General features: G+C 68.0%; 21 protein-coding genes. 7 read left to right on the top strand and 14 right to left on the bottom strand.

Features of this window, described 5'->3' with window-relative positions; translation table 11 throughout:
* The first annotated feature begins 5 nt into the window (after window positions 1–5).
* Complete coding sequence (locus OHA42_RS13055) at window positions 6–1010, top strand: AsnC family transcriptional regulator (protein ID WP_406237084.1); 1005 nt, start codon at window positions 6–8, stop codon at window positions 1008–1010.
* 33 nt (window positions 1011–1043) lie between these two features.
* Window positions 1044–1226, top strand: coding sequence for a hypothetical protein (locus OHA42_RS13050; protein ID WP_406237082.1), 183 nt, complete (start codon window positions 1044–1046; stop codon window positions 1224–1226).
* A gap of 92 nt (window positions 1227–1318) precedes the next feature.
* On the opposite strand, the gene proB is transcribed toward OHA42_RS13050, so the two are convergent.
* The 10 genes from proB to OHA42_RS13000 all read right to left on the bottom strand — a co-directional run bounded on the left by proB (window position 1319) and on the right by OHA42_RS13000 (window position 15227).
* On the bottom strand, window positions 1319–2434 hold the full coding sequence (proB, locus tag OHA42_RS13045; protein WP_406239315.1) for a glutamate 5-kinase: 1116 nt from the start codon (window positions 2432–2434) through the stop codon (window positions 1319–1321).
* A gap of 334 nt (window positions 2435–2768) precedes the next feature.
* Entirely contained in the window at window positions 2769–4226 is a 1458-nt protein-coding gene (gene obgE / locus OHA42_RS13040; protein ID WP_406237080.1) for a GTPase ObgE, read from the bottom strand.
* Window positions 4227–4402: 176 nt separating this feature from the next.
* Window positions 4403–4669 carry a 50S ribosomal protein L27 gene (rpmA, locus tag OHA42_RS13035; RefSeq protein WP_328410470.1) on the bottom strand — a complete coding sequence of 89 codons (267 nt, stop codon included), beginning with the start codon at window positions 4667–4669 and terminating at the stop codon, window positions 4403–4405.
* Between the two features lie 38 nt (window positions 4670–4707).
* Complete coding sequence (gene rplU, locus OHA42_RS13030; protein ID WP_228002256.1) at window positions 4708–5019, bottom strand: 50S ribosomal protein L21; 312 nt, start codon at window positions 5017–5019, stop codon at window positions 4708–4710.
* A 371-nt stretch (window positions 5020–5390) separates the two neighbouring features.
* Window positions 5391–8486 (bottom strand): translation initiation factor IF-2 N-terminal domain-containing protein, encoded by a 3096-nt coding sequence (locus OHA42_RS13025; RefSeq protein WP_406237077.1) that lies wholly within the window; start codon window positions 8484–8486, stop codon window positions 5391–5393.
* Window positions 8487–9045: 559 nt separating this feature from the next.
* Window positions 9046–9462 (bottom strand): nucleoside-diphosphate kinase, encoded by a 417-nt coding sequence (gene ndk / locus OHA42_RS13020; RefSeq protein ID WP_228002254.1) that lies wholly within the window; start codon window positions 9460–9462, stop codon window positions 9046–9048.
* A 69-nt stretch (window positions 9463–9531) separates the two neighbouring features.
* Window positions 9532–9948, bottom strand: a complete 417-nt coding sequence (locus tag OHA42_RS13015) for a DUF4233 domain-containing protein (RefSeq protein ID WP_406237075.1) — start codon at window positions 9946–9948, stop codon at window positions 9532–9534.
* A 28-nt stretch (window positions 9949–9976) separates the two neighbouring features.
* A complete protein-coding gene (locus OHA42_RS13010) occupies window positions 9977–11347 on the bottom strand; it encodes a bifunctional folylpolyglutamate synthase/dihydrofolate synthase (RefSeq protein WP_406239314.1) in 1371 nt (456 codons plus the stop codon).
* A 92-nt stretch (window positions 11348–11439) separates the two neighbouring features.
* On the bottom strand, window positions 11440–14118 hold the full coding sequence (locus OHA42_RS13005; RefSeq protein ID WP_406237074.1) for a valine--tRNA ligase: 2679 nt from the start codon (window positions 14116–14118) through the stop codon (window positions 11440–11442).
* 173 nt (window positions 14119–14291) lie between these two features.
* Window positions 14292–15227, bottom strand: coding sequence for an NAD(P)/FAD-dependent oxidoreductase (locus OHA42_RS13000; RefSeq protein WP_406237072.1), 936 nt, complete (start codon window positions 15225–15227; stop codon window positions 14292–14294).
* Window positions 15228–15318: 91 nt separating this feature from the next.
* On the opposite strand from OHA42_RS13000, the gene OHA42_RS12995 reads away from it, so the two are divergent.
* Complete coding sequence (locus tag OHA42_RS12995) at window positions 15319–15912, top strand: helix-turn-helix domain-containing protein (RefSeq protein WP_406237070.1); 594 nt, start codon at window positions 15319–15321, stop codon at window positions 15910–15912.
* Between the two features lie 77 nt (window positions 15913–15989).
* Window positions 15990–16694, top strand: a complete 705-nt coding sequence (locus tag OHA42_RS12990; RefSeq protein WP_406237068.1) for a hypothetical protein — start codon at window positions 15990–15992, stop codon at window positions 16692–16694.
* On the opposite strand, the gene OHA42_RS12985 is transcribed toward OHA42_RS12990, so the two are convergent.
* Window positions 16691–17650 (bottom strand): diacylglycerol kinase, encoded by a 960-nt coding sequence (locus OHA42_RS12985; protein WP_406237066.1) that lies wholly within the window; start codon window positions 17648–17650, stop codon window positions 16691–16693. The genes OHA42_RS12990 and OHA42_RS12985 overlap by 4 nt on opposite strands.
* Entirely contained in the window at window positions 17647–19224 is a 1578-nt protein-coding gene (locus OHA42_RS12980) for an FAD-binding oxidoreductase (RefSeq protein WP_406239312.1), read from the bottom strand. The genes OHA42_RS12985 and OHA42_RS12980 overlap by 4 nt, the downstream gene beginning before the upstream one ends.
* Before the next feature lie 166 nt (window positions 19225–19390).
* Between OHA42_RS12980 and OHA42_RS12975 the strand changes: the two genes are divergently transcribed.
* From OHA42_RS12975 to OHA42_RS12965, 3 genes are read left to right on the top strand one after another with little or no spacing between them, the layout of a single operon-like run.
* Complete coding sequence (locus OHA42_RS12975; RefSeq protein ID WP_406239310.1) at window positions 19391–20050, top strand: TetR/AcrR family transcriptional regulator; 660 nt, start codon at window positions 19391–19393, stop codon at window positions 20048–20050.
* On the top strand, window positions 20047–20172 hold the full coding sequence (locus OHA42_RS12970; RefSeq protein WP_406237064.1) for a hypothetical protein: 126 nt from the start codon (window positions 20047–20049) through the stop codon (window positions 20170–20172). Before OHA42_RS12975 ends, OHA42_RS12970 begins: the two co-directional genes overlap by 4 nt.
* Window positions 20172–21725: a glycerol-3-phosphate dehydrogenase/oxidase gene (locus OHA42_RS12965; protein WP_406237062.1), complete on the top strand. Its 1554-nt coding sequence runs from the start codon at window positions 20172–20174 to the stop codon at window positions 21723–21725. The genes OHA42_RS12970 and OHA42_RS12965 overlap by 1 nt, the downstream gene beginning before the upstream one ends.
* On the opposite strand, the gene OHA42_RS12960 is transcribed toward OHA42_RS12965, so the two are convergent.
* Together OHA42_RS12960 and OHA42_RS12955 are read right to left on the bottom strand one after the other, a co-directional pair.
* Entirely contained in the window at window positions 21722–22249 is a 528-nt protein-coding gene (locus tag OHA42_RS12960) for a GNAT family N-acetyltransferase (RefSeq protein ID WP_406237060.1), read from the bottom strand. The genes OHA42_RS12965 and OHA42_RS12960 overlap by 4 nt on opposite strands.
* A gap of 20 nt (window positions 22250–22269) precedes the next feature.
* The gene (locus OHA42_RS12955; protein ID WP_406237058.1) at window positions 22270–22941 is read right to left on the bottom strand and encodes a TetR/AcrR family transcriptional regulator; all 672 of its coding nucleotides are present in this window, start codon (window positions 22939–22941) and stop codon (window positions 22270–22272) included.
* Window positions 22942–23008 lie beyond the last annotated feature (67 nt).

The following is a 23008-nucleotide window of genomic DNA, read 5'->3' as shown; positions in this document are numbered from 1 at the left end:
CTTGGATGGTGAAATCCCCCACCGCTGACGACCTGGACCGCAGGCTGATCCACGCGCTCCAACTGGATAGCCGAGCCTCGTTCAGCCGCATCGCCGAGGTGCTCGGCGTTTCCGACCAGACCATCGCCCGCCGTTACCAGCGGATGCGCGCTCAGGACCAGCTACGAATCGTCGGCTCGCCTCCTGCCAACTTCGTCGCACACGGCCGATGGCTTCTCCGGCTCCGATGCGTCCCCGGTGCGGCTCCGAGCGTCGCCGCTGCTCTTGCCGACCGTCTGGACACCGCATGGGTTCAAATCACCTCCGGCGGCACCGAAATCCTCTGCATCACACGGGCCCGCAGCCAAGACGAGAGCGAACACCTGCTTCTGGACAAGCTGCCACGGCGCGGTCGGGTCGTCACAATCGCCGCCTATTCGGTCCTCCACACCTATTACGGCTCGCCGCAACGGATCCGAAGCCTGAACGCCCTCACGCCACACGAGATCGAACAGCTGAGTATCACGCAGGCGCCCGAGATCGATGACGTTCCGAACGTGGATCCTGGCGACCAACGCCTCCTGGACGTACTGGCCCGTGACGGCCGGGCCACCCAAGCCGAAATCGCCGCAGCGACCGGCTGGTCGCAGTCCACCGTCGGCCGCCGTCTCGACTGTCTCCAGGCCACCGGCCTTCTCCACTACTACGCCGAGTTCGATCTGCCATATGTGGGGCTGCACACCGCCGCGCGCCTCTGGATCACGGTCGCGCCCGGTGAACTGGTCGCCACCGGTCAGGCACTGGCCGAACACCCCGAGATCGTTTTCGTCGCAGCCACCACTGGCCCCACTAACCTCGCCGCCCAGGTCGTCTGCCGGAACTCCCGCGAGCTTTACCGCTACCTCACCGAACGAATCGCTCCGCTGAAAGCGATCGGCCACCTCGAGACCGCACTCATCGCCCAGAACGTCAAACGCGTCGGCGCCATCCTCGACCCCACCTTTCTGAATACAGCCAGTGGTGTGTCCTAGTCGGGTTCACATCGGGAGGTCGAGACGTTCAAGTTGTCCATCGCCAAGCACTTCGAGGAGAAACTGGTCGACTTCGTCGGCCTGTATCCGGACCCACCCGAGAACGCGATCGTGTTGTGGGCGCAAGCTGACCGACAGGGCGTTGCGGCGCGGGGTGTTCCGCTGCGTCCCGGAGCTGATCACCTCGATCCAGGAACACATCGGCGCCCACAATGACGACTCGAAGTCCTACCCGCGTCACCGGGCACCCACTTAACGAAGTGCCCTGCGGGATCCGGAGGCCAGGTGCGGATCTTGCGGAGTGCGGGTCAGACGTTGACGAGGTCGTCGGCGTGGATTACCGGGCGCTGCATGGTGTCCGGAAGTTCGGCGGTGGAGCGGCCCAGCATGCCGGCGAGTTCGGTGCTGTCGTATTCGATTACGCCGCGGGCTATTACGTGGTTGTCGGGGGCTACGAGGTCGACTACGTCGCCGCCGTGGAAGCGGCCGCGGACGCCGGTGATGCCTGCGGCCAGCAGGGAGCGGCGGCGGTGGGCCACGGCTTGGACCGCGCCTTCGTCGATGAGGACGGCGCCGCGACTGTCGGCGGCGTGGCGGACCCAGAACTTGCGGGCGGACAGGCGGACCGGGCGGGCGGCGAAGGCTGTGCCGACGGTGCCGGTGGTCAGTGCGGTGGCGGCTTCGGTGGCGGCCGCGAGCAGTACGGGCACGCCCGCGTCGGCGGCAAGGCGGGCCGCGGACAATTTCGAGGCCATCCCGCCGGTGCCCAGTGCGCCACCACTGCCTGCGATGACGCCGTCGAGATCGGCGCTGCTGCGGACCTCGGGAATGAAGTTCGCCGCACCCTTGCGCGGGTCGCCGTCATAGAGGCCTTCGACGTCGGAAAGCAGGATCAGCGCGTCGGCGCCGACCAGGTGGGCCACCAGCGCTGCGAGCCGGTCGTTGTCGCCGAAGCGGATCTCTTCCGTTGCGACAGTATCGTTTTCGTTCACTACGGCGACCGCACCGAGCGAGCGTAACCGGTCCAGGGTGCGTTGGGCGTTGCGGTGGTGCTCGCGGCGGGCGAAGTCGTCGGCGCTGAGCAGCACCTGTCCGACGGTGCGTCCGTACCTGGTGAAGGAGGTGCCCCACGCATGTGCGAGCGCCAGCTGGCCGACACTGGCGGCAGCCTGCTTGGTGGCCAGATCACGCGGGCGGCGGGTCAGCCCGAGCGGCGCGATTCCCGCGCCGATCGCGCCCGAAGACACTACGACCACTTCGGATCCCGCGCGCATGCGCGCTTCCACCGCATCGGCAAGCCGATCGAGACGCACGGTATCCAGCCCGCCCTTCAGGCTGGTGAGCGCGGACGAACCGATCTTCACCACCACACTTCGCGCCGAAGCGATCGCCTGCCGAGCCTCACTGAGCCCATCCTGCGACATCGCCTCGGCCATACCAGAACTCACCTGCATAGCAACCGAACTCCCTGCACCGCACCAGAACACACCGTCGCCCCGCCGAACACCGGGGCTCGAACGACACCAATGGCACCGCGAGACTCCAGCTTCCGCCCTGACGACCAGACGGCTCGCAAACGCACGACGCCTGCACTGGAACCCCAACACGTACCGCGCAATCCGGTCATAACCCGCCACGCAACAGCAGCGCGCGACCGCACCGCATCCACACCGGAAGCACCGGAACCCCAACGCACACCACCAAATTCCGGCGTGCGCCGCACCGACAAGGTGGCAGTTCCCGCGCCCCCGGGCAACATCACTGGTCCTCTTCCTCTTTCACCAGACCACGGCGCACTCGGGACGCGTGCTTGCGTTCGGCGGCGCCGATCCGGTCGTTCTGTTCCAGCCGCAGATCGGTGCCGCGGCCGGTCGGCACCATATCGATGCCCGCCGAGATCTGCGGCTCCCATTCGAAGGTCACATCGCCGATGGTGACCGGCGCTCCAGGCTCGGCGCCCTGTTTCACCAGGGCATCTTCGACACCGAGGCGGGCGAGCCGGTCGGCGAGGTAGCCCACCGCTTCGTCGTTGTCGAACTGGGTCTGGCGCACCCAACGCTCGGGCTGGCTGCCACGCACGATGAAGCCGCCCGGCTCGTCGGGATCGGCGATCACGCTGAAACCGGTCTCGTTCGCCGCGATCGGCCTGATCACCGGGCGTGCGGGCGCTGCCTTCGGATGTGCCTCACGGTACTTCAGCACCAGGTCGGCGAGGGCAAAGGTCAAGGGCCGCAGGCCTGCTCGGCTCACCGCGGAGATCTCGAACACAGGCCAGCCGCGCGCGGTGAACTCCGCCGTCACCATCTCCGCCAGCTCCGCGGCATCGGGCACGTCGATCTTGTTCAGGATGACCACACGGGGCCGATCAGCAAGGTCGCCGAGACCAGTGTCGGCGTTGAGCATGGACTTATAGGCCGCCAGCTCCGCCTCCAGCGCGTCCACGTCGGACACCGGATCGCGACCTGGCTCCAACGTGGCGCAGTCGACGACATGCGCGAGCACCGCGCACCGCTCCAGATGGCGCAGGAATTCCAGCCCGAGCCCGCGGCCCTCGCTGGCTCCAGGAATCAGTCCCGGCACGTCGGCGATGACGAACGTGGTGTCGCCACTGGCGACCACGCCGAGGTTTGGCACCAGCGTGGTGAAGGGGTAGTCCGCGATCTTCGGCTTGGCCGCCGACAGCACCGACACCAGCGAGGACTTGCCCGCCGACGGGAACCCGACCAGACCGACGTCGGCGAGCGACTTGAGTTCGAGAACCAGGTCGCCTTCTTCACCGTCCTCGCCGAGCAGAGCGAAGCCGGGAGCCTTGCGTGCCTTGGACGCGAGTGCCGCATTGCCGAGGCCGCCACGACCACCGCGGGCCACGATGAACTTGTTACCCGCGCCGACCAGGTCGATGAGGACCTTGCCGTCGTTGTCGAGCACCACGGTGCCGTCGGGCACCTTCAGCAGCAGATCGCTGCCTTGCTTACCGTCGCGGTTGCTGCCCTCGCCCGGCTTGCCGTTGCCCGCCTTGGCGTGCGGATGGAAATGGAAGTCCAGCAGGGTGTGCACATTCGGGTCGACCTCGAGGACCACATCCCCACCGCGACCGCCGTTACCGCCGTCGGGCCCGCCGAGCGGCATGAACTTTTCGCGGCGCACGGAGGCACAACCGTGACCACCCTTGCCCGCATGCACGTGCAATACGACACGGTCGATGAATTTGGACATAAGCCGAATCATCCTCCTCGGTGGTTGTGGTTGTCGGTGCCGACGCGATCGTTCGAAAACGCGAAAACGGGCCAGGGTGTGTCACCCTGACCCGCTCGGCTGTTGTCTGGAGTAGCAGGCGGCTGCCTCGCCTGCGCTCGGTCGGCGCAGTCGGTGGACGGACGCCTATCAGGCGGTCAGGCCTGAACCGGCTCCGGGACGACGATGTTGACGGTCTTGCGGCCACGCTTGCTGCCGAACTCGACCGCGCCCGCCGCGAGGGCGAACAGGGTGTCGTCACCGCCACGACCGACGTTGACGCCGGGGTGGAAGTGGGTACCGCGCTGACGAACCAGGATCTCGCCGGCCTTGACGGCCTGGCCGCCGAAGCGCTTGACGCCGAGTCGCTGGGCGTTCGAATCGCGACCGTTGCGGGAGCTGGACGCACCCTTCTTATGTGCCATTTCTGAACTCCTGTGAAGTAACTCGAAATCGAGGAGGCTTACTTGATGCCGGTGACCTTGATGACCGTCAGCGGCTGACGGTGGCCCTGCCGCTTGTGGTAGCCGGTCTTGTTCTTGAACTTGTGGATGCGGATCTTCGGGCCCTTGGTCTGCTCGACGACCTCGGCGGCCACGGAGACCTTGGCCAGCTTGGCCGCATCGGTGGTCAGCTCGGCGCCATCGACGACGAGAACCGGAGCAAGCGCCACGGAAGTACCCGGCGCACCCTCGATCTTCTCGACCTTCACCAGGTCACCGACCGCGACCTTGTACTGCTTTCCGCCGGTCTTGACGATCGCGTACGTTGCCATCGGTCGGCTGCCCTTCTTCCTGTAATGCGCGCGGCTGATGCTCACGCGGCTGCATGCTCCCACCCGGACAATTCCGCTTGGAAACCACAGCACTCTGGTCTGGTTGTCACCGCCGCCTCAGTAAACCTGAAGGCCCTCGGCCTCGGGGCCGAGTCACAAACACAGCGCAGTAGAGCGCTGTCGCCGGGCAGCGACTGTTCGAGATTACAGGACGCCTACCACCGGGTCCAAACCGGCGTCTCCCGAACAGGCGTACCTCCGCCTTCGCTCCGGCCATGCGCGGTAGTCCGGCACGCCCGAAATACGAGACCCCCGCCACCATCGTGACGGGGGTCTCGGTCGTTCGGCACGATCCGATCAGCTCGGACCGGTCAGTTCGCCTCGTCCACCGGCGGCCCCGCGGGACGTCCCGCGGCCCGGCGGCGCGTCTTGCGCACAGGCACCGCTACCGGAGCCTCGGCCGCAAAGTCCACGACCGGCGCTGCGGACGGCTGATCCGCCGACAGCACGAACACGGCACCGCTGCTGTCGGCTGCGGGCGCCGCGGCCGAACGGGCCACCCTGCGCCTGCGACCGGTCGTCCGCGGTGCGGCGGGCTCGGGAACACCGTTTCGGGCAGCAGGCTCCCGGACGGCGACCGGCTCCTGTGCAGCAGGGGCTGGGGCCTGCGGCTCCACCACGGCTGCAACAGGCTCGGCGGCCACATCGACCGGCTCGACCTCGGTCGCCACGGCCTCCTCGGTCACTGCCGCAGCTGTTTCGGTCGGCTCCTCGGCTACGGCCTCGGTCACCACAGCATCGATGTCGGCAGCTTCTGCCTCGACCAAGTCGACTGCTTCGGCGTCGGCCTCGGTCGCGTCACCGTGATGTGCTGCCATTGCCAACGCGACCGGATGCGCCCGCTTGACGGCGGCATCCTCCTCGACGGCCTCGGTCACCGGCGCAGTGCCGTTGGTCGCAGCGGGTGCGGCGGCCGCACCCTTGTCCCGGCCCCTACGTCGCCGCGAACCGGTCTCCCGGCTCTTCGCGCCGCCGTCCTCGCCGGCGGACGACGACTCCACCGGGTAGGCGTGCACCAGGATGCCGCGGCCATGGCAGTGCTCACAGGTGGTGGAGAAGGCCTCCACCAGCCCGGTGCCCAGCTTCTTGCGGGTCATCTGCACCAGGCCGAGCGAGGTCACTTCGGAGACCTGGTGGCGAGTCCGGTCGCGGCCGAGCGCCTCGGTCAGTCGACGCAGCACCAGGTCGCGGTTGGACTCGAGGACCATGTCGATGAAGTCGACGACGATCATGCCGCCGATATCGCGCAGCCGCATCTGGCGCACGATCTCCTCGGCCGCCTCCAGATTGTTGCGGGTGACCGTCTCTTCGAGGTTGCTGCCGCCCGCACCGGTGAACTTGCCGGTGTTGACGTCGACCACCGTCATCGCTTCGGTGCGGTCGATCACCAGGGTGCCGCCCGAGGGCAGCCACACCTTGCGATCGAGCGCCTTGGCGAGCTGCTCGTCGATCCGGTGGGTCTCGAACACGTCGATACCGTTGTTCTCGTGCCGGGCGACCCTGGCGAGCAGGTCCGGTGCGACGGTGCCGATGTACTTCTCGACGGTGCTCCATGCCCGGTCACCTTCGATGACGAGCTTGGAGAAGTCCTCATTGAACAGGTCGCGGATGACCTTGACCAACAGGTCGGGCTCTTCGTACAGGGTCTTCGGCCCGCCGGAGTCCTTACCGTCGGCAGCCTTCTCGATGGTGCGCCAGGTCGCCTGTAGCCGCTCGACGTCGCGGGCGAGCTCGTCCTCGTCGACGCCCTCCGACGCAGTGCGGATGATCACGCCAGCGTCGGCGGGCACGATGTCGCGCAGGATCTCCTTGAGCCGCTTGCGCTCGGTGTCGGGCAGCTTGCGGCTGATGCCGGTGGACGAACCGCCCGGCACGTACACAAGGAAGCGGCCGGCCAGGCTGATCTGCGTGGTCAGCCGGGCACCCTTATGCCCGACCGGGTCCTTGCTCACCTGGACGAGCACCTGATCGCCTGGCTTGAGCGCCTGCTCGATCTTGCGCTCCTTGCCGCCCAGTCCGGCGGCCTCCCAGTTCACCTCACCGGCGTACAGCACACCGTTGCGGCCACGGCCGATATCGACGAACGCCGCCTCCATGCTGGGCAGTACGTTCTGCACCTTGCCGAGGTAGACGTTGCCGACCATCGACGCGGAACCGGTGCTGGTGACGAAATGCTCGACCAGAATGTTGTCCTCGAGCACAGCGACCTGGGTGGCGGTGGGGAGATCGGGGAACGCCTTCTCGCGCACCACCATCACCCGGTCCACCGCCTCGCGGCGGGCCAGGAACTCCGATTCGGTCAGGATCGGCGGCCGACGGCGACCGGCCTCGCGGCCGTCCCGCCTGCGCTGCCGCTTGGCCTCGAGCCGGGTGGAACCGGTGATGCCCTGCACCTCGTCGGATGCGGCGGCGCGGTTGCGGCTCTTGTTCCGCGGTTCACGTTCGTGCACGACGGTGTTCGGCGGGTCGTCCTCGGAGACGGCTTCGGACTCGGCGCCCTCCCCTGCCACCTTGCGGCGACGGCGACGACGGCGACGGCGGGTCGAGCCCTCCGGCAGTTCGGCCTCGTCGTCATCGGACTCGGCGGTCTCGTCGGCATCGGCAGGCTCGGCGACGGCGTCACGCGATTCGGCGGGCTGCTCGTCCTCGGTGTCGGCATCGGAGTCCGCGGTGTCGTTCTCGTCACCTTCGGCATCGCTGTGCTGCTCGCCCCGACCACGACCGCGGCCACGACGACCACGGCGCCTGCGCCGCGGCTGGCCGTCGACATCACCCTGCTGGTCGGATGAGTCCTGATCGTCTTCGGTGGTGTCGACCTCGTCCTCGACCACCTCGACCGGCGGCTCTTCGGTGCGACGGGTATCGCGCTCGACGCGACGCTTACGCCGCGTCTGTTCGGCGGCGGCAGCGTCCGGTGGCAGGAACAACGGCGCCTGCACCGTGACGGCGGCCTCGAACACTGCGGGCGCCGCGACGTGCGGCTCCTCCCGGTCCAGGTGTGTGAACAGCTGCACCGACGGCTGGTGGGCGGGCTGGACCGCACCGGTAGCCGCCGAACCGGACTGATCGATCACCGGGTCCGGTGCCGAGAACAGCAGCCCTGGCTCTCGGGCCGGGGCAGCAGGCTCGGGCTCCGGCGCGGGACGCGTTGCCTCGGGCGCAGGAGGCGTTGCCTCGGGCGCGGTGACGGTGGCGGCGGGCTCGACCAACGCGTCGCGGACAGTCTCCGCAACCGCTCTGTCGACGTTCGACTGCGCACTGCGCGCATCGGACCCCAACTCGGTGAGCTTGGCCAGGATGCGCTTACTCGTCACTCCCAGCAGCTTGGCAAGCGCGTGAACTCGGATTCGCTCCGGCAATTGTTCGGCATCCTGTGATGTTGTTTCCAGCGGCTCTTGATCGGCCACGAAGTCTCCTCGGGACCCCCGGGCGCGTCCCTCCTGGCAGAAGTGACGCGGCCGACGCGGGGGCACTAATCGTTCGCCTCACGTGGTTGACGCAAGGTCATCTGGTCTCGCCCCGCATGCCCGGTTATCACCTGGTTGTTCGTCGGGCTAACTGGTCACGCGGCGCCTGGCTGTTGGCTGAACTCCACGAAGCGAGCGCTCATCCAGCGTGCCGACGCGAACAATCAACCCCCAACAACCGGGCTGTTTGTCCGTGGCAGCGATGATCGGCATCGAACCGCGGTGTCATCCGGCTGCTTCCGTCACCGATCGCTCACGTACCAGCGCGAACAGTCGATATCGGTTGCACCCGATGCCAGTATCCCACACCGTGCGCCAACAGTTCGCCATCGGCGCACGACTAGACCCCGCATTCGCGTGGTTTCGTCGTACGCCGAGGGCGCTGTGCCCACCGGTGCGCTCGCTACGCTCCCGCACGACTCGACCCCGCATTCGCGCGGTTTCGTCGCATGCCGAGGGCGCTGCGCGCACTGCGGACGTGACGCGTGGCGGAATTGGGTCAGGCCGGGAACTCAGGGAACCAGAGGGCAATCTCGCGCTTGGCCGATTCCGGCGAATCGGAGCCGTGGACCAGGTTCTCCTGGGTCTCCAGGGCAAAGTCACCACGAATGCTGCCGGGCACGGCCTTCTCGACCGGATCGGTACCGCCGGCGATCTGCCGGAATGCCGCGATGGCGCGGGGGCCCTCCAGGATGGCCGCGACGACCGGGCCGGAGGTGATGAACTCGATCAAGGAGCCGAAGAACGGCTTCTCGGCGTGCTCGGCGTAGTGGCCGCGGGCCACCTCTTCGGAAACCTGCTTCAGCTCCAGGGCGGCGATCTTCAGCCCCTTGCGCTCGATCCGGGCCAGCACCTCGCCGACCAGGCCACGGGCCACGCCGTCCGGCTTGATGAGTACCAACGTCTGCTCAGTCACGGCGCACAGCCTAACCGGCGGTCGGGCGAAGTATTCAACGGGCAACTGCGCAGCGGGCCGGACAGGCGGCTAGGCGGAGCGCCGAGTGCGCTGACTCGGCAGCAATCCCTGCTCCATGCGGCGCTTGACATCGTGACGCAAGACCAGGATGAAGCCCCACACCACGGCGAACAGAATCCCCATCACCCCGATGGAGACGTGCACGAATACGCCGAGTATCAACAGCACCTGGAGGCCGAGGTTGAACGGTATCGCCCACGGGCGGCGCTGGAGTCCCGCGCCGAGAATCATGACCAGCGCCAAGATCACGAGGTAACTGCCGGAGAACCAGCCCACCCCGCCGCCGACGGACCCGACGACGGGCAACGCGAGCAGAACCGTGATCGCCTCGAGAATCAGCGTGCCCGCCATGACACCGCGCAGCCCCTTCCATGGGTCCGGGGCAGTGGGCGCGGCGGCCTGGTCGCCGTCGGTCGGCTCACTCATGCTGTCTCCTTTGCCGCGGATCGAACCCTCATGCCGGATCCTTTCCGAACAGCGCACGGGCCGCGCCCGCCGTGACCACCGAACCGGTCACCACGACACCGGCGCCGGAGACCATCTCGCCGGGCTCGCCGACTTCCTCGGCCAGTGCGATAGCCGTTTCCAGGGCGTCGGGCAGTGTTTCGGCGGTGACGACCCGCTCGTCGCCGAAACGCTGCACGGCCAGGTTGGCGAGGGTGTCGACGTCCATGGCACGCGGCGATCCACTGCTGGTGACGACGATTTCGTCGAGGACCGGCTCCAGCGCCTCGAGGATGCCCGCGGCGTCCTTGTCGCCGAACACCCCGACCACACCGACCAGTTTGCGGAAGTCGAACTCCGTGGTGAGCGTCGCGGCCAGGGCTTTTGCGCCTGCGGGGTTGTGCGCGGCGTCGATGAAGATGGTCGGCGCGCTGCGCATACGCTCGAGCCTGCCCGGGCTGGTGACGCTCGCGAAACCGGCTCGGATCGCGTCGATGTCGAGCTGGCGGTCCGCGCCCGCGCCGAAGAACGCCTCGACCGCAGCGAGGGCGAGCACGGCATTGCGCGCTTGGTGCTCGCCGTGCAGCGGCAGGAAGATCTCGTCGTACACCCCGCCGAGGCCTTGCAATTCGAGCTGCTGGCCGCCGATCGCGATCTGCCTGGCCAGCACCCGGAACTCCGAGCCCTCGCGAGCCACCGCGGCGTCGACCTCGACGGCGCGCCGCAGCAGCACCTCCATGGCTTCCGGCTCCTGTTCGGCGATCACCGCGACGGTGTCGCGCGGAATCAGGCTGTCGGGCGCACGCTTGATGATCCCGGCCTTCTCCCCGGCGATGGCGGTGAGGTCGGGGCCGAGGTAGTCGGTGTGGTCGAGGCCGATCGGGGTGATCACCGCGACCTGCCCGTCGATCACATTGGTCGCATCCCAGGTGCCGCCCATGCCGGTCTCGACGATCGCGACATCGACAGGCGCCTCGGCGAAGGCCGCGAAGGCCATGCCGGTGAGTACCTCGAACTTGCTCATCGCCGGGCCGTCCGCGGCGTCGGACTGCTTGTCGATCATCTCGATGTAGGGCAGCAGCTCACGGTAGGTCGCCACGTACTGGGCGGGCGTGATCGGTTTGTTGTCGATGCTGATCCGTTCGGTCGCCAGCTGCAGGTGCGGGCTGGTGATCCGGCCGGTCCGCCGGTGCAGCGCGGTAAGCAGTGCGTCGATCATCCTGGTCACCGAGGTCTTGCCGTTGGTGCCCGCGACGTGGATCGCCGGATAGTGCTGCTGCGGTGAGGCGAGCAGATCCATCAGGGTGGCGATGCGGGTGAGCGACGGCTCGATCTTGGTTTCTGGCCAGCGGCGATCGAGTTCTGCCTCGACCAGGGCCATTTCAGCCAGGTCGACAGGAGAGGGCCCGGCACCGAGCCGGGTGGCGGGGATCGGTGACCCGTCGTCGTCGTACTGTGGTTCCGGCTCGGCGTTCATTTGCCGCTCAATTCCGCGAGCCGGGCGCTGATGCGGGTGACTTCGGACGCGGCGACATCGCGCCTGCCCTTGATCTTGTCGACCACCGGTTCCGGCGCCTTGGCGAGGAAGGCCTCGTTGCCGAGTTTGGCCGTGGTGGCTGCCAATTCCTTCTCGGCGGCGGCCAGGTCCTTCTCCAGACGACGGCGTTCGGCATCCAGGTCGACGGAGCCGGAGGTGTCCAGTTCCACGGTGACGGTTGCCGCGCTGAGCCGAATCTCCAGGGACGCGGTCGCCGCGAAATCCTCGCCCGGCTCGGTGAGCCTGGCCAGGTTGGCCACCGACGCCTGCTGCTCGGTGAGGCCCGCCGCGTCGAGGCCGATCAGCTTGGCCGCGACCTTCTGCTTGTCGGCGAGGCCCTGATCGCTGCGGAACCGACGGATCTCGGTGATCAACCGCTGCGCATCCGAAATACGCTGCGCCGCAGCCACATCGGTCGGCACGCCGCTGGCCTGCGGCCACGCGGCGATAACGACCGACTCTCCGCCGGTCAGCGCCTGCCACAGCGATTCGGTCACGAATGGGATTACCGGGTGCAGCAGTCGCAGCACCGCGTCGAGGACATTGCCGAGCACCACGGCGGTCGACTCGGCGCGCGGACCCGCCGCGGCGAACTGCACCTTCGCCAATTCCAGGTACCAGTCGCACAGTTCGTCCCACGCGAAGTGGTAGAGCGCCTCGCAGGCCTTGCCGAACTCGTAGGCGTCGAACGCCGAATCCACTTCGGCGCGAACCTCTTCGAGCCGGTCGACGATCCAGCGATCGGCGTCGGTGAGCTCGGCGCGCGCCGGTAGCTCACCGGTGTGCGCGCCGTTCATCAGCGCGAACTTGGTGGCGTTGAACAGCTTTGTCACGAAGCTGCGCGAGGCGAGTGCGTGCGGTTCGCCGACCGAAAGGTCACCGCCCGGCTGTGCGCCGCGCGCCAGGGTGAAGCGCAGCGCGTCCGCGCCGTAGGAGGTGATCCAGTCCAGCGGGTCGATGCCGTTGCCGCGCGACTTGGACATCTTCTTGCCGAACTGATCGCGAATCAGACCGTGCAGGAACACATCCTTGAACGGCACCTGTTTCGCGCCGTTCTTGCCCGCCGTGAGCACCGGGTCGTCGGAAACGAACGTGCCGAACATCATCATCCTGGCCACCCAGAAGAACAGGATGTCGTATCCGGTGACGAGCACGCTGGTCGGATAGAACTTCTGGAGTTCGGTAGTGGAGTCGGGCCAGCCCATGGTGGAGAACGGCCACAGCCCCGAGGAGAACCAGGTATCGAGCACGTCGGGGTCCTGCACCCAGCCTTCCGGCGCGGTCTCGTCCGGCCCGACGCACACCACTTCACCGTCGGGGCCGTACCAGATCGGGATGCGGTGGCCCCACCACAGCTGTCGCGAAATGGTCCAGTCGTGCATGTTGTCGACCCAGTCGAACCAGCGCGGCTCCTGGCTTGCCGGGTGAATGACGGTGTCGCCGTTGCGAACCGCGTCACCGGCGGCCTTGGCCAGTGCCTCGACCTTGACCCACCACTGCATCGAAAGGCGCGGCTCGATCGCCTCGCCACTGCGCTCGGAGTGCCCGACGCTGTGCAGGTAGGGCCGCTTCTCGGCGGCGATGCGGCCCTCGGCGGCCAGGCGCTCGCGCACCTTGACCCTGGCCTCGAACCGGTCCATGCCGTCGAATTCGGTACCGGTGTCGGCGATCCGGCCGCGCTCGTCCATGATGGTCGGCATCGGCAGGTTGTGCCGCAGCCCCATCTCGAAGTCGTTCGGATCGTGCGCGGGGGTGATCTTCACTGCGCCGGAACCGAATTCGGGGTCGACGTAGTCGTCGGCAACGATCGGGATCTGCCGTCCGGTGATCGGGTGGTACAGCGTGGTGCCGATCAAGGACTGGTACCGGGGGTCGTCCGGGTGCACCGCGACGGCGGTGTCGCCGAGCATTGTCTCCACACGGGTGGTCGCCACGATCACGTGCGGCTCGTTGTCGTCGAGGGAGCCGTAGCGCAGCGAGATCAGCTCGCCCGGCACCTCCTCGTGCTTGACCTCGATATCGGAGATGGCGGTGCGCAGTTCCGGCGACCAGTTGACCAGCCGCTCCGCGCGATAGATCAGGCCCGCGTCGAAGAGCCGCTTGAAGATGGTCTGCACGGCCCTGGACAGGCCTTCGTCCATGGTGAACCGGTCGCGACTCCAGTCGACGCCGTCGCCGAGCGCGCGCATCTGCCACTGGATGGCGCCGCCGGACTCGTGCTTCCAGTCCCAGACCTTGTCGATGAACAGTTCGCGGCCGAAGTCTTCTTTGGTCTTGCCGTCCACCGCGAGCTGTTTTTCCACGATGGTCTGGGTGGCGATGCCCGCGTGGTCCATGCCGGGCAGCCATAGCACCTCGTAGCCCTGCATGCGCTTGCGGCGGGAGAGGGTGTCCATCAGGGTGTGGTCGAGGGCGTGTCCCATGTGCAGGCTGCCGGTGACGTTCGGCGGCGGCAGCACGATCGAGTAACCGGGCTTGTCGCTCGCGACATCGGCGGTGAAATAACCGGCGGCTACCCAGCGCTCGTACATTTCGGCCTCCACCTCGCTGGGGTTCCAGCTTTTGGGGAGGGCATCGGCACGATTACGCGAGTTGTCAAAGGCTGCGCTGGTCACCCGACGATTCTAGTGGCCGAGTTCGGCGCGCTCACACCGCCCACCAGGCATAGAAAAAAGGCGGAGTCTTCGGTGGATGAGGGACACCGAACACTCCGCCTACAGGTGAGAGCTTACCGTCGATCCGGGGCAGGCCCCGGAATCCATAAGTAATTCTCAGCTTCTTTGCGCATTCAATGCGTGGCTGCCACAACGCTGGTGTCCTGCTCCACCAGATCGGCGTTTATCGCGATAGCGGCGGCCGATCCCGCGCCCGCGGCGGAGATCACCTGCGCGGCCGGGTCGGCCACATTGCCCGCGGCCCAGACGCCGGGCACGCTGGTCCGGCCCGACTTGTCGGTGTGCACCCAGCCGTTGCCGTCGACGTCACAGCCGAGCGCGAGGAGCACATCCGCATTGGGCACAAAGGGCGGCGCGACGAACATCGCCGCTCGCGGCACCGCGCGCCCGTCGACCAACTCCACACCCCGCAGCCGGTCCGCCACGACCAGCCGCGCGACCTGTCCGTCCACGACACGCACGCCACGACCAGCGAGCCTGGCCCGGTCGGCCTCCGACAGCGCCATGGTGTGCGCGAAGAAGATCACGTCGGCCGACCATTGGGGCAACAGCAACGCGACATGCACGGCTCTGGCACTCGCAGCGGGCTCTGTTCCGCCGAGGATCCCGAGCGGCTGGTCACGCACCTCGTAGCCGTGGCAGTACGGGCAGTGCAGTACGTCGGCACCCCAGCGCTCCCTGATGCCGGGTAGTTCGGGCAGCACGTCGCGCAGACCCGTCGCCACCAGCACCCTGCGCGCACGCAGTTCCCGCCCGCTCGCCAGTCGCACCGTGAAATCACCTGGCTCGCCGGTCTTTTCGGCGCTGGTGACCATATCGTCGATCAGCTCACCGCCGTATCCCGCGACCTCGGCCGAGCCGCTGGCAATCAACTCACCGGGGGGCATGCCGTCCCTGGAAAGAAACCCGTGCATGTGCTCGGTCGGTGCATTGCGCGGAGCACCACCGCGCACCACGGCAACCCGCCGCCGCGCCCTGGTGAGCACCAGGGCAGCGGACAGTCCCGCCGCACCGCCACCAACGATCACTACGTCATATGTTTCGCTCATCTGCGATCACCTCCGCGGTCACCCTGCCGCCGTCCACACGATTTCGGCAACAAATGTTGCTGATTCCGGGAATCAGCGGTGCACTGGTGGGATGAAGATTCAGCCGGGCATCACCCAGGCCATCGCCGACATCGGCCCGCGACTCAAGGCGTTGCGCACGCACCGTAACGTCACGCTGACGGCGCTGTCGGAGGCCACCGGGATCTCCAAGAGCACCCTGTCGCGCCTGGAGTCCGGCCAGCGCAAGGCCAGCCTGGAGCTGCTGCTGCCGATCGCGCTCGCCCATCAGGTGCCGCTGGACGAGCTCGTCGCCGCACCGAAGATCGCCGACCCGCGCGTGCACTCCAGTCCGCGGAAGATCAACGGCACCACGATCATTCCGCTCACCCGGCAGCCAGGTCCGCTACAGGCGTTCAAGATGGTCATCCCGGCCGAGCGCACCGAGCCCGATCCCCGTGTCCACGAGGGCTTCGAGTGGCTCTACGTGCTGTCGGGCCGATTGCGCCTGGTCCTCGCCGAACACGATGTCGTCCTCGGCCCCGGCGAAGCCGCCGAATTCGACACCAGACAACCGCACTGGTTCGGCAGTGCCGGGCGCGGGCCGGTGGAGATACTGAGCCTGTTCGGTAGTCAAGGCGAGCGCATGCATCTGCGGGCGCGCTCCCGCGGCCGCGCGACGACCTAGCATCATCAGGGAATTCTCAGCCGAAATCAGGGTTTTCCCTGTTGCCGAATCGAATTCGGCCCGCGACGCTGGAAAGGGTGAACCCTCCGCTCGACGGGCCGCCCTTCGCCGCTGCGCAATCGCGGCCGCCGCTCGCCGAATTCCCTGTCATCGCACCGGATTCCGTCCACGATCTGCGCGGACTGATCGTCGATGAGTTGCGGTATCCGGCGACGGCCGCGCTGATCGTCGCGGGGGTGCCCGGCGCGGGCAAGAGCACCGCGCTGCGAATGTTCTTCGGTGCGACAGCGGATGCCGACCAAGCGACGAGGGGACCGCAGGGTTCGGTCGTGCTCGATTCGAACCAGACCCGCAACTGGTGGCGACACCGGGTCGGCTGGCTGCCCTATCTCCTGTGGCGACCGGTGGTGCACATCGCGCATTTCGTCCGGATCCGAAATGCGCTGCGCGACAATGCAGGACCGGTGGTGATCCACGATTGCGCGACCTTCGGATGGACGCGCCGACTACTCACACGGTGGGCCACCGGGTACCACCGGGAAGTGCACGTGATCCTGCTCGATGTGCATGCCACCGCGGCCCGCGCAGGCCAGTTCGCACGCGGGCGCCGGATCAACGGGCCCGCGTTCACCCTGCACTGCCATCGATGGCGACGACTGATCCGCGAACTCGGTGCGGGCCGCGTGCCACAGCCCGCACCGGCCTCGACGGTGATCATCGACCGAACCAATGTCGACCGGATCAGCCGAGTCGGCTTCGCCGCCCAGGGATCCGACGACTAACGGCGAACCAGCACGGTAAGCGCGCCGGGTACGGCACTGATCGTGACCGGCAGCGTGCCCGCTGGTTCACCGTCGGCGGTGGCCGGGGCGCCTGCGGCGGTCAACGTCACCTGCGCAGTTCGATACTGCTTGGTCGCCGGATGGTCGATCCGCTTGCCCGCCGACAGGGCGGGAAGCAGCCGGAGCATGTCCAGTCGCGATACCGCGCCGACCACGGTCAGGTCGAGCAGGCCATCGTCCATGATCGCGTCCGGGCAGATCAGCATGCCGCCGCCGTAGGTGCGGGTGTTGCCCACCGCGACCATGACCGCCGCCGTCTCCACGACCGTGTCCGTCGCCGGATTGTCCAGTGCGCCCGGCGCGACCCCGGTCAGCTCGATCCGATAGGGCACGGTGAAGCGACCGGAGATCTCGGCCAGCGCCGCGAACGTGTACCGCAGTGGCCCCTTCGGCCAGCGCATGCCGTTGGCGCGCAGGGTGACTCGGGCATCGAACCCCGTGCCGGCCACGGTGGCGAACCACATCGGCTCCGACCCGGGCGATTCGATCCGGCCGAGATCGATGGTGCGAGTGTGGCCGTCGAGTACGAGATCCGCGGCGGCCACCGGATCATCGGTGGGGACGCCGAGTTCCCTGGCGAGGTCGTTGCCGGTGCCCGCGGGGACGAGCCCGAGCGGCACTCCGGTCTGTGCCAGTGCCTCGAGGACGACGTTGACGAGCCCGTCCCCGCCGATGCACACCACCGCGTCCGGTACCTGATCCACGCGGGAGATCGAATCCCGTACCAGGCGAACAGATTCGGCGGCAGATGGTGCGCGCACCTCGGTGACCGCGACACCACGCTCGGCGAATCGGGCCAGCGTGGCGGCCGCGACGTCGTGCCCACGGCCGACCCCGGACATGGGGTTGGTCACCACGGTGACCGCACCGATGGTGCGTGTCGAGTCCTGCGTCACGGGACCAGCTTTCCAGGATTGAGGATTCCTGCGGGGTCCAATTCCTGTTTCACCGCGCGCAATACCCGGACACCCAGGTCGCCGACCTCCGCAGACATCCAGGGGCGGTGGTCGGTGCCGACCGCATGATGGTGGGTGATGGTGCCGCCTGCGGCCACGATGGCGTCGCCGACCGCGTGCTTCGCGAGGCCCCACTGCGAGATCGGATCGTCCAATTGCTTGGCGATGATCGTGAAGTACAGCGAGGCGCCCGTCGGGTAGGTGTGCGAGATGTGGCACATCACCAGTGGCGGCGTGCCCTGTCTGCCCAGTGAATCCGTCAGTGCCGCAGTGACCTTCGCCTTGAGGTTGTCGAGATTCGACCAGGTGGTGGCGGTCTCCAGCGTCTCGCACAGCACCCCGACGTCGAGCAGCGCGTCGCGCATGTAGGGCGCGGCGAAGCGGCCGTGCTCCCACTCCTCGGCAGGAGTCGCACCCAAGTCCGTGCCGCCCGCCGCCGTCAAGAGCGCACTCGCCTCGGCGCTGCGCGACGCGACGTGGGCTCCGGTGCCTTCGAACGTGGTGATGGCCAGGCATCCCGACACCGGGGTGCCGCCGACATCACCGGAGCGGGCCAGGTTGATGCCGGTCTCGACCTCGTCGGACAGGCGCAGCACCGTCGGCGCTGCGCCCGTCTGCACCACCGAGCGCAGTGCGGCTGCGCCCGTGGCGAAGTCGGGGAACGACCAGGCCCGGTAGGCAATGGTTTCCGGCACCGGATGCACCCGCAGGGTGACCTCGGTGATCACGCCGAGGGTGCCTTCCGAACCGACGAACAGTTCGCGCAGGTCCGGACCCGCGGCCGAAGCGGGGGCACGGCCGAGCTCCAGCGTGCCGCTCGGCGTGGCGATCTTCAGGTGCTGGACCATATCGTCGAAGCGACCGTAGCCCGCGGAGGCCTGTCCGGAGGACCGGGTGGCCGCGAAGCCACCGATGCTCGCGAATTCGAAGCTCTGCGGGAAGTGGCCGAGCGAAAGTCCCCGGTCGGCGAGCAATGCCTCGGCGCGCGGGCCGGTGAGACCGGCGCCCAGCGTGGCGGTTCCGCTCACCGGATCGATGTCCGAGACGGTGTCGAGGCGACGCAGGTCCAGCGCGATGACCGCCTCGAAGCGGCCGCGCACCGGGTCGACGCCGCCGACCACGCTGGTGCCGCCACCGAAGGGAACCACCGCGATGGCGTGTTCGGCGCAATAGGCCAGGACCGCGAGCACCTGCTCGTGGCCGGCGGGGAACACGACCGCATCCGGTGCTTCCTGTGGCTCGGCGGCGCGGCGGCGCAGCAGGTCCGGGGTACTTTTTCCGCCTGCGTGCAGCAATCGATCGCGGTGGGCGAGCGACACGTTGTCCGCGCCGACCACCTCGACCAACCCATCTCGTCGGGCCGGGGTCAGCACCGACTCGCGCAGCGGTACATCGCCCTCATCGCGGCGCGCCACCGGGTCGCCGGACACTCCGAAAACCTGCGCCAGCAGGCCCCGGATCTGTGCCGAAAGCGGCTTGTGTCCGGCTGGAATACCCCAGGCGTCCCAAACCATACTTGCTGCGTGCTCCGGTACGCCCGGCTTTGCCACGTGGGCGTCCGAGCGGGGCGCCGAATCCTCGTCGGCATGCTGTTGCGTCTCGACCATGCGTTACAGTTTGACATATACTGTCAAGGAGTAACGATGCTTGCCCACTTCGACACCCGGCGGTGACACCCGAATGCCTGCCCCCGAAGAGCCCGACACCGCAGTGTCGGCCACCGACCTTGCGATTCTCGACGCCGCGCGAGACTGCGTCGAGGAATTCGGCGTGCGCCGCACCACCCTCACCGAGGTGGCACGGCGAGCCCGGGTAAGCAGGCCCACTGTCTACCGCCGCTGGCCCGATACCGGCGCCCTGGTGGCCGAACTGCTGGTACGCGAATTGCGTGCAATCGTCACCACGACCATGCCGGCCGGGGGGCCGGCGCGCACCCGCCTGGTCCGAGGCATTGTCACCGGCGCAGCGGCGATCCGGGAAAACCCCTTGTTCGGCAAGATCTTCCGCACCGACACCGACCTGATGCTCACCTACGTGTTCGGCCGCCTCGGCCGCAACCAACGCCACCTGATCGAGCTGTTCACCGCGGGAATCCACGAGGGCCAACAGGATTCATCGATCCGCGACGGTGACGCCGAGCAGATGGCGACCATGCTGCTGCTGATCGCCCAGTCCGCGGTGCAGTCGGCGGGCACCGTCGCCGCCCTGCTCAACGGAGCAGCACTCGACGCCGAATTGATGCGCGCTATCGACGGATACCTTGTTCCACCGGTCGGCTCGGCCGCGGCCGACACCAGCGGCGTCGAATCGTCGGACGCCGCACATGAGGAACGGACATGAGCGAGCGGACATCGGCCAGCACCGAGCCCGCCGACGGCAGTCCCCCTGACGCCCGATCCGCATTGTCAACGATCGATCACCTCCGCACCGGCGGCAGGTCCGACCCCGGAAAGAAGCAGTGATGACCGCTAATTCGGCCACCGTCGGCAACTCCGCACTGAACGCCGCCCGGCGCTCCCGCGAGCTGGCACAGCTCGGCGATGACACCGAGATCGATGTGCTGGTGATCGGCGGCGGTGTCACCGGCGCGGGCGCCGCACTCGATGCCGCCGCGCGTGGCCTGCGCACGGTGCTGGTCGAACGGCAGGACCTGGCGTTCGGAACCTCACGGTGGAGCTCGAAGCTGGTGCACGGTGGACTGCGCTACCTGGCGAGCGGTCAGGTCGGCATCGCGCACGAGAGCGCCGTCGAGCGCGGCATCCTGATCGGCACCACCGCACCGCATCTCGTACGTCCGCTGCCGCAGCTCGTGCCGCTGCTGCCGGAGATCGGCGTTGCGCAGAGCACGCTGATTCGGGCCGGTTTCGTCGCGGGTGATGTGCTGCGGCGCACCGCAGGCACCCCGGCCGCGATCCTGCCCCGTTCGCGTCGCGTCGCCACCGCGGAAGCGCTGCGGCTGGCGCCGACTGTCCGGCGCGATGGGCTGCGCGGCGGTCTACAGGCCTGGGACGGACAGCTCGTCGACGACGCCCGACTGGTGGTCGCGCTCGCCCGTACCGCGGCGGCCAACGGCGCAACAGTGCTCACCCGGGTGGAAGCCGTTGCTGTCGAAGGCAATTCGGCGACCCTGCGCGACACGCTGACCGGCGAGTCGATGACCATTCGCCCCCGCACCGTCATCAACGCCACCGGCGTCTGGGCCGACCAGGTGGACCCGAGCATCGAGCTACGCCCCAGCCGCGGCACCCACCTGGTGTTCGACGCCGAATCCTTCGGCGGCCTCACCGCCTCCCTGACGGTGCCGATTCCGGGTACCACCAGCCGCTTCGTGTTCGCGTTCCCGGCCGCGCACGGCCGGGTGTATCTCGGCCTCACCGACGAGGACGCCCCCGGCCCGGTTCCGGACGAGCCGCAGCCCACCGAGGCCGAGATCGACTTCCTGCTCGACACCATCAACACCGCACTGCGCGAGCCGTTGACCCGCGCGGATATCCGCGGCACCTACGCAGGACTGCGCCCGCTGCTGAAAACCGCGGACAACGCCACCGCCGACATCTCCCGCCAACACGCGGTCCTGCACTCCCCCACCGGCGTCATCACCATCGTCGGCGGCAAACTCACCACCTACCGCCAGATGGCCGAGGACGCCGTTGATGCCGCTGTCGCCCACGGCGACCTCGCCGCGGGGCCCTGCCGCACCAAGCGACTCCCGCTGGTCGGGGCGGTGTCGGGAGCCGCACGCGACCATATCGCCGCCCCACCGGTCCTCGTCGAACGCTACGGCAGCGAAGCGCCCACCGTTCTCGCTGTCGCACAAGATAATTCGGCCGCGCTCGAGCAGGTCGCCCCTGGCATCGACGTCACTGCCGCAGAATTCGCTTTCGGCATCACCCACGAAGGCGCACTGGACACCGACGACCTCCTCGACCGGCGCACCCGCATCGGCCTGGTCGCCACGGACCGGGCCGCCGCTCTGCCCGCGGCGGCAGCCGCCTTCGCCCGGGCTCGCGGTTAGTCGAACACCCAGCCCACCAGCTCCGCGCGCATGCAGGCGCGGGGCCATTGATCCAGCCCGTTGGCCGCCTCGGCGGCGCGGATCTCGCGCAGTCCCCGCGTCTCTTGCGCGGCGGTGAGGTAGCGAAAACCGAGCCGCTCGTAGTAGGGGCCGTTCCAGGCGACGTCGGTGAACGTGGTCAGGGTCATGGCCGGCAGCCCTTGCGCTTTCGCCCAGTACACCGCGTGGTCGATGAGTCGCTTGCCGATTCGGTTGCCGGCATACACGGGATCCACCGACACCTGATCGACATGTGCGTCGCCGTCGACGATTCCGAGAATCAGGTAACCGATCGGGCGGTCGGCGTCATCGGCGTACACCCACGCGCGCCCCGCGCGCAGGAACTCGCGCAGGGTGTCCAATGGCGGCGGATCGTCGTCGGCGACGGCCGTCATGCCGATGTCCGCGAACGGCTTTCCCGCCGCGCGCTCGATGTCCTGCAGGACCGGCAGGTCGTTCTCGGTCGCCGGTCGAATTGCTTGCATTGCCGCTCCTCGCGCGGGGCTCACTCGGCCGGGGTAGCCAAGATGCCGTTGATCAGCACCCGCAGCGCCCATACTTCACGGTCGTCGCCGTTGCCGCTCATCATTTCTTCCCGCAGACCGACAAGCATCGGATACCGGTCGGCAGGCAGTTCCGCGAAATGCCGCTGGACCTCGGCGACGTAGTCGTTCTCCTCGCGCCCTCCGACGTTGTAGGCGCTCTGCTCCGCAGCCTGCGCGGTGATGTGCAGGTAGAGCAGGTCGACGGCCCAGGAATTGGTCCTCTTGTCCAGACCGCCCTCGTCGAGCAGCGTCAGCATCCGTTCGACGAGCAGCAGCGCGTTCGGGCTGGTGGGAATCGAGCCGAGCGCGACGAGCGCCAGACCTTCGTGCTTGCTCATGGCCGCCACGGTCGACGCGACGAGGTCGCCGAGCCGTTCGCGCCAGGTGCCACCGGCCGGCTCGGGCACCGTGCCGAGCACGTGGTCGAGCATCGCGGCCATCAGATCGTCCCGGTTGGCGACATAGACGTACAGCGACGCCGCACCCGTATCCAGCTCCTGAGCGACGCGACGCATGGTGAGGGCGGATAGGCCGTCGTTGTCGAGGATGCGCAGACCGGTTTCGACGATGACATCACGGCTGAGTGGAGCCTTTGCGGGACGGGCCCGGCGGCTGACGGGTGCGGAGCTCATGCCGCCGAGCATACGCCGAAACGAACACCGTTTGACACGAACAGTGTTCGTCTCCTAGAGTTCGAAC

Origin of the sequence: Nocardia sp. NBC_01009 (assembly GCF_045208035.1) — a bacterium.
GTDB lineage: Bacteria > Actinomycetota > Actinomycetes > Mycobacteriales > Mycobacteriaceae > Nocardia.
The sequence above is the reverse complement of the archived record's forward strand: the minus strand, read 5'-3'. Positions and strand labels throughout refer to the sequence as shown.